This is a genomic window from Roseomonas indoligenes (assembly GCF_017813365.1).
In the GTDB taxonomy this organism is placed as follows: domain Bacteria; phylum Pseudomonadota; class Alphaproteobacteria; order Acetobacterales; family Acetobacteraceae; genus Roseomonas; species Roseomonas indoligenes.
Genome location: NZ_JAGIZA010000048.1, coordinates 1,648 through 4,885, shown reverse-complemented (window position 1 = coordinate 4,885; position 3,238 = coordinate 1,648). Strand labels below are relative to the sequence as shown.

The 3,238-nt window shown below is 58.3% G+C and carries 2 rRNA genes; both read right to left on the bottom strand.

What is annotated here, in order from left to right:
• Window positions 1-30: 30 nt before the first annotated feature.
• Window positions 31-145 (bottom strand): 5S ribosomal RNA (rrf, locus tag J5Y10_RS27480).
• Window positions 146-275: 130 nt separating this feature from the next.
• Window positions 276-3,017: ribosomal RNA gene (locus J5Y10_RS27475) — 23S ribosomal RNA — on the bottom strand.
• Window positions 3,018-3,238: the final 221 nt, after the last annotated feature.

Here is a 3,238-nt window from a genome sequence, read left to right as displayed (position 1 = left end):
GTGTTGGTATCATATCTATCCGGTCTGGTGGCCTGGCGCTGACCGACTCTCCCGCGTCTTAAGACGCAGTACCATAGGCGCAGGGGCGTTTCACGGCCGAGTTCGGGATGGGATCGGGTGTGGCAGCCTCGCTATAGGCACCAGGCCACCGGGCCGGATGGACATGATGTGGGATGGAAGGTTGGGCGAAAGGCTTGGCTTTCGGTTCTGTTTTGAGAGGGTGTTGCGTGTTGGTGCTGCGTGCGGCGAGGTTTTTTGGGCCTCAGCGGTAGGATGGATAGAGTTCGATCGGGCGATTAGGACCGCTCGGCTGCGTCGGTTACCCGACTTCCACCTGCGGCCTATCAACGTGATGGTCTATCACGGCCCTTGGGGAGACCTGGTTTTGAGGCTGGTTTCCCGCTTAGATGCCTTCAGCGGTTATCCGTTCCGCACTTGGCTACCCGGCGATGCGGCTGGCGCCACAACCGGTGCACCAGAGGTGCGTCCATCCCGGTCCTCTCGTACTAGGGACAGATCCTCTCAAGTCTCCAACACCCATGGCAGATAGGGACCGAACTGTCTCACGACGTTCTAAACCCAGCTCACGTACCGCTTTAATCGGCGAACAGCCGAACCCTTGGGACCTGCTCCAGCCCCGGGATGCGATGAGCCGACATCGAGGTGCCAAACCTCCCCGTCGATGTGGACTCTTGGGGGAGATCAGCCTGTTATCCCTAGAGTACCTTTTATCCGTTGAGCGATGGCCCTTCCACGCGGGACCACCGGATCACTAAGGCCGACTTTCGTCTCTGCTCGCGCTGTCGCGCTCGCAGTCAGGCGGGCTTGTGCCTTTGCACTCAACAGCCGATGTCCGACCGGCCTGAGCCCACCATCGCGCGCCTCCGTTACACTTTGGGAGGCGACCGCCCCAGTCAAACTGCCCACCAGGCAGGGTCCCGAACCCGGCTAACGGGTTTCGGTTAGACGCCAGAAAGGCGCAGGGTGGTATTTCAAGGTTGCCTCCACCAGAGCTAGCGCCCCGGCTTCAATGGCTCCCACCTATCCTACACAGCCCCTTCCTGGCGCCACTGCCAAGCTGCAGTAAAGGTTCATAGGGTCTTTCCGTCTGACCACGGGTACCCCGCATCTTCACGGGGAATTCAATTTCGCTGAGCCCATGCTGGAGACAGTGGGGAGGTCGTTACGCCATTCGTGCAGGTCGGAACTTACCCGACAAGGAATTTCGCTACCTTAGGACCGTTATAGTTACGGCCGCCGTTTACCGGGGCTTCAATTCAAGGCTCTCACCTCTCCTTTTAACCTTCCGGCACCGGGCAGGCGTCAGACCCTATACGTCGTCTCTCGACTTCGCAGAGCCCTGTGTTTTTACTAAACAGTCGCCACCCCCTGGTCTGTGCCACCCTCCTCCGCTTGCGCGGCGAAGGGTCTCGCTTATCCCGAAGTTACGCGAGCAATTTGCCTAGTTCCTTCAGCATGGTTCTCTCAAGCGCCTTGGTATACTCAACCAGTCCACCTGTGTCGGTTTCGGGTACGGTCCATAATCCCAGTGCTATTTCCCGGACCTCTCCAACCGCCCCCCCAATCCGATAAGGGGGAACAGAACTTCAAGGTCGTCACATCTGGGGGGCCAGGGAATATTCACCCTGTTTCCATCGGCTACGGCTGTCGCCCTCGCCTTAGGGGCCGGCTCACCCTGCGCGGATTGGCCTTGCGCAGGAACCCTTGGACTTTCGGCGAGAGGGGTTCTCACCCTCTTTGTCGCTACTCATGTCCGCATTCGCACTTCCGATACCTCCAGGAGCCGTCACCGGTCTCCCTTCACAGGCCTACGGAACGCTCCGCTACCGCGTGCATTGCTGCACACCCACAGCTTCGGCTCGTGGCTTGAGCCCCGTTACATTTTCGCCGCAGAACAGCTAATAGACCAGTGAGCTATTACGCTTTCTTTAAAGGATGGCTGCTTCTAAGCCAACCTCCTGGTTGTTTTGGCCGTCCCACATGCTTTCCCACTTAGCCACGAATTAGGGGCCTTAGCTGGTGGTCTGGGCTGTTTCCCTCTCGACAATGGACCTTAGCACCCACTGTCTGTCTGCCACGCTATACTCACCGGCATTCGGAGTTCGGTAGGGTTTGGTAGGGCTTTGGGCCCCCCTAGCCCTTCCGGTGCTCTACCTCCGGCGGTAAACACATGACGATCTACCTCAATAGATTTCGCGGAGAACCAGCTATTTCCGAGTTTGATTGGCCTTTCACCCCTAGCCACAGCTCATCCCCGACTTTTTCAACAGGCGTGGGTTCGGCCCTCCAGTGGGTGTTACCCCACCTTCAGCCTGGCCATGGCTAGATCACTCGGTTTCGGGTCTCATGCCGGCAACTCAAGCGCCCTTGTCAGACTCGCTTTCGCTGCGCCTACACCTCACGGCTTAAGCTTGCTGCCAACACGAACTCGCGGACCCATTATACAAAAGGTACGCCGTCACCCCACAATGAGGGCTCCGACTGCTTGTAGGCGCTCGGTTTCAGGTCTCTTTCACTCCCCTCGTCGGGGTGCTTTTCACCTTTCCCTCACGGTACTTGTGCACTATCGGTCGCCAAGGAGTATTTAGGCTTCGAGGGTGGTCCCCCGATGTTCAGACAGGGTTTCACGTGCCCCGCCTTACTCAAGGACCTCACAGCGCCATACGCCTACGGGGCTATCACCCACTGCGGCAGACCTTTCCAGATCCTTCGGCTTAACACTGTCAGGCCACTGGCCTACTCCGCTTTCGCTCGCCACTACTCGCGGAATCTCTGTTGATGTCTTTTCCTCCAGGTACTGAGATGTTTCAGTTCCCCGGGTTCGCCTCGCCCGCCTATGTATTCAGCGGGCGATCTCCATAAAGGAGGGGTTTCCCCATTCGGACATCCGCGGATCAACGATCGCTCGCATCTCCCCGCGGCTTTTCGCAGCGTGCCACGTCCTTCATCGCCTCTTGGCGCCAAGGCATCCACCGAACGCCCTTCTTTCACTCAATCTCATCCACCGCCCGCACGCAGAACCAACACGCAAGGATCAACCCCGCGCACCAGGCCCGCATGTCCAATCGGATCAGCAGACACCATGCAACTCTCTCTCGTTCAGCAACCCTGACAGCACACCCGCTAACCCTCCGCCCAAAAGCAGATCATCAGCCAGCAAACCATCCAGGCCGCTCAACTTACCTTCCATCTTTACTTGTAAAAGAACACGAGAAAC